At 70.7% G+C, this 3,276-nt stretch carries 3 protein-coding genes; 2 read left to right on the forward strand and 1 reads right to left on the reverse strand.

Annotated features, from left to right (window positions below; translation table 11 throughout):
- On the forward strand, window positions 1-787 hold a 787-nt coding region (locus tag WBA97_RS04130; protein WP_424229321.1), incomplete at its 5' end, for a sensor histidine kinase.
- Window positions 788-833: 46 nt separating this feature from the next.
- On the opposite strand, the gene WBA97_RS04135 is transcribed toward WBA97_RS04130, so the two are convergent.
- On the reverse strand, window positions 834-1,202 hold the full coding sequence (locus WBA97_RS04135) for a hypothetical protein (protein WP_424229322.1): 369 nt from the start codon (window positions 1,200-1,202) through the stop codon (window positions 834-836).
- A gap of 287 nt (window positions 1,203-1,489) precedes the next feature.
- Here WBA97_RS04135 and WBA97_RS04140 point away from each other — a divergent pair, with 287 nt between their 5' ends.
- Entirely contained in the window at window positions 1,490-2,617 is a 1,128-nt protein-coding gene (locus WBA97_RS04140; protein ID WP_424229323.1) for an NAD(P) transhydrogenase subunit alpha, read from the forward strand.
- The last annotated feature ends 659 nt before the right edge of the window (window positions 2,618-3,276 follow it).

A 3,276-nucleotide genomic window follows, 5' to 3' on the forward strand; every position in this document is an offset into this window, starting at 1 on the left:
GACCGCGGCGGCGGCGGAGGCGGCGCGTGGGGACCTGGGGGTCCGGCTGCCCGCGACGGGCGACCCGGACCTCGTCCCGCTGGCGCAGGCGTTCAACGACACCGCGGAACGCCTGCAGCAGCGGGTCGCGCGGGACACCCGGTTCGCGGGCGACGTGAGCCACGAGCTGCGCTCGCCACTGACCACCATGCTCAACGCCATGGCCGTGCTGTACCGGCGGCGCGACGAGATGCCGCCCGGGTCCCGCCAGGCCGTGGAACTGCTCGACACCGACCTCCGCCGCTTCCGGCGCATGGTCGACGACCTGCTCGAGATCTCCCGGCACGACCAGGACCGGTCCACGTTCGAGCTGGTCGACCTCGGTGAGCTGGTGCGCGCCGTGACCGTCGGGTACGGCGGGCTCGCGCCCGGCGTGCTCGACATGGCCGCGCACCCGTGGATCACCGGCGACCGGCGCAGGCTGGAGCGGGTGATGGTGAACCTGCTCGACAACGCCGCCCGGCACGGGAAGGGGTTGGTGCGCCTCGGAGTCCTGACCCGTGACGGGCAGGCCAGGATCGAGGTCGACGACGCGGGAGCGGGAGTGCCCCCGGCCGACCGGGAGCGTGTCTTCGAGCGGTTCTCGCGTGGCTCGCCCGCCGACCGCGACGCGTCCGACAGTGGCGCCGGGCTCGGGCTGGCGCTGGTGGCGCAGCACGTGCGCGGGCACGACGGGCGCGCGTGGGTGGAGGAGCGTCCCGGTGGCGGGGCACGGTTCGTCGTCGAGCTGCCGGAGGTTGTCGAATGAGGCGGTGTCGTGCCATCGACGTCGTGTGGTGGTCACGCCACGTTCGTCAGACCGCGGGCACGATCTCCTGGATCGCGAGCGGGACGCCGTCGGTGCAGTCGGTCGGCGTCGGTGTGTGCGCCTGACCGGTGACGGTGACGTCCGTGCCCTCCTCCTCGAACTCCTCCAGGGTTGCCTGGTCGCCGCCCAGCAGGACGTATTTCGTGAACTCGGCGTTCAACACCATGCATCCGGGCTGTGTGCCCAGTTCGACCTCACCGGTGATGCGCACGAGCTCCGTGCTGGGGCGTGCCGGGCCGGTCGGGAGCACGCCGTTCTGCGTCGGCGGTCCTGACGGGCCGTCGTCGCCCGTGGAGCTGCTCGCGCAGCCCGAGGTCGCGACGGCGACCGCGGCGATGACGGTGACCATGGACATCGGACGGAGCCGGAGTTTCCATGATGTCGCGCTCACGGGCCGCATGGGTTCCTCTCCGTGGTCGAGGCCTGTCGTACCGGGGCGGCCCCACGGTAACCGCGACCGGTGCGGGGTGGGTCCGCCGAACGGTGGAAGCCGTCATGTGATAGAGAATTGCAAGATTCACTCTTTTGGCCCAACGCGAGCCGGAAACCGTGAAATAACCCGAATTCGTCCTCTGTGGATTAGTTGATCGGTGAACGGGTTTGGTGTGCGTTCACCGAAATCAATGGTCTAGGGTGCGATTCGTGAAGATCGCCGTGATTGGCGAGACCAGGCCGGACGAGCGCAGGGTGGCGCTGGTGCCGGGTCTGGTGTCGCGACTTGCCGACGTGGTCGAGGAGGTGGCGGTCGAGCCGGGTGCCGGCGCCGCCGCGGGGTTCACCGACGAGGACTACCGGCAGGCTGGTGCCACGGTGTCCGGCGACGCGCTGCGTGGCGCGGGCGTGGTGCTGTCGGTGCAGCCGATTCCCGAGTTCCGGCTCGGTGAGCTCGCGCCGGGCGCGATCACCATCTCCTTCCTCCCGGCCGCGCAGGAGCTCGACCTGGTCCGCGCGCTGCGTGACGGCGGCCACACCGCGCTCGCCATGGAGCTCGTGCCGCGCATCTCGCGTGCACAGGCGATGGACGCGTTGTCGTCGCAGTCCTTCGTCGCCGGGTACCGCGCGGCGATCGTCGCCGCGGAGCGGCTCCCGAGGTTCCTGCCGCTGTCCATGACCGCGTCCGGGACGATCCGGCCCGCCACCGTGCTGGTGCTCGGCGCGGGCGTCGCGGGGCTGCAGGCCATCGCGACGTCGCGGCGGCTCGGTGCGGTGGTGCGGGCCTACGACGTGCGTGCGGCCTCCTCGGACGAGGTGCGCAGCCTCGGCGCCGAGTTCGTCGAGCTGGACCTGCCGACGCTGGAAGGCGCGGGCGGGTACGCACGCGAGATGACCGAGGAACGCTCGCGGCAGCAGCGGGAGCTGCTCGCACCGCACGTCGCCGACGCGGACGTGCTGATCACCACCGCGGCGGTGCCCGGCCGCACCGCGCCGATCCTGGTGACCGCCGACATGGTGGCCGCCATGCGGCCGGGGTCGGTCGTGGTGGACCTGGCGGCCGAGTCGGGTGGCAACGTCGAGGGGGCCAAGCCGGGCGAGGAGGTCACCATCGGCGGCGTGCTCGTCTGGGGTGGCGCGAACGTGCCGAGCCAGCTGCCCGCGCAGGCGAGCCAGCTCTACAGCACCAACGTCGTGAACCTGTTGCTGCTCCTGCGTTCCGACGACGGGCTGACCCCCGACTTCACCGACAAGATCATCGCGGGCTGCTGCGTGACCCACGCCGGTGAGATCCGGCACGCACCCACCCGCGACCTGCTCGACGACCCGGCGACCTGACCCGGGAGCATTCACGTGCTGGTCGGAGTCGGATCCGTTTGGCAGGTGTGCTCCTGGCGCGTTCGGGATGCACCGGTTGTGTTTGCCTCGCCGGTTTGCCGTCGGCGGGCCTTTGCCTCCGGCGGCTCCTCGCCGGAGGGGCAGGTCTCCAGGATGGCCTGGGGTTTTGCTGTTTTGGTTGCGTTGGGTTCGGGTCTGCCTGCCATCCCGTCGACCTCCCAGGGGCTATCACGCCGTGTCAAGGGGGCCGGGCTTTCGCATGGTGTGTTTTGGTCTTTTGGGCCCCCTTGACACGGCGTGATCGGGCTTCGCCAGGTCGACGGGATGGCAGGGAGCCCCTTGGTGGCGGGCTTGCGCCGCTCGGGGACAGTCACCGCGTTTCGGGGCGCTCAACCTGTGTCCACCGATGTCCTTCACGGTTTATTGGTCGTGCGGTGGGCGTTGGTCTGGCCAAGCCCGCTTCGCGGGGGCGGGCGCTTCGCGCCCGGCCCCGGCGGCGTCCCCATCAGAGGTGGCGGACTGGCGCGATGTCCCGAAAGACATCCCAGGAGCGTAGATGTCAAGCAGCGGCTGGCTCGGTGTGATGAGTCCAGGCGGTTGTCTCGTTGTAGTGGGTGCGGCTGCGGAGACAGCCGTGGAGGATGCCGACGAGTCGGTTG

The sequence above is a fragment of the Actinophytocola sp. genome (assembly GCF_049647105.1).
Classification (GTDB): domain Bacteria; phylum Actinomycetota; class Actinomycetes; order Mycobacteriales; family Pseudonocardiaceae; genus Actinophytocola.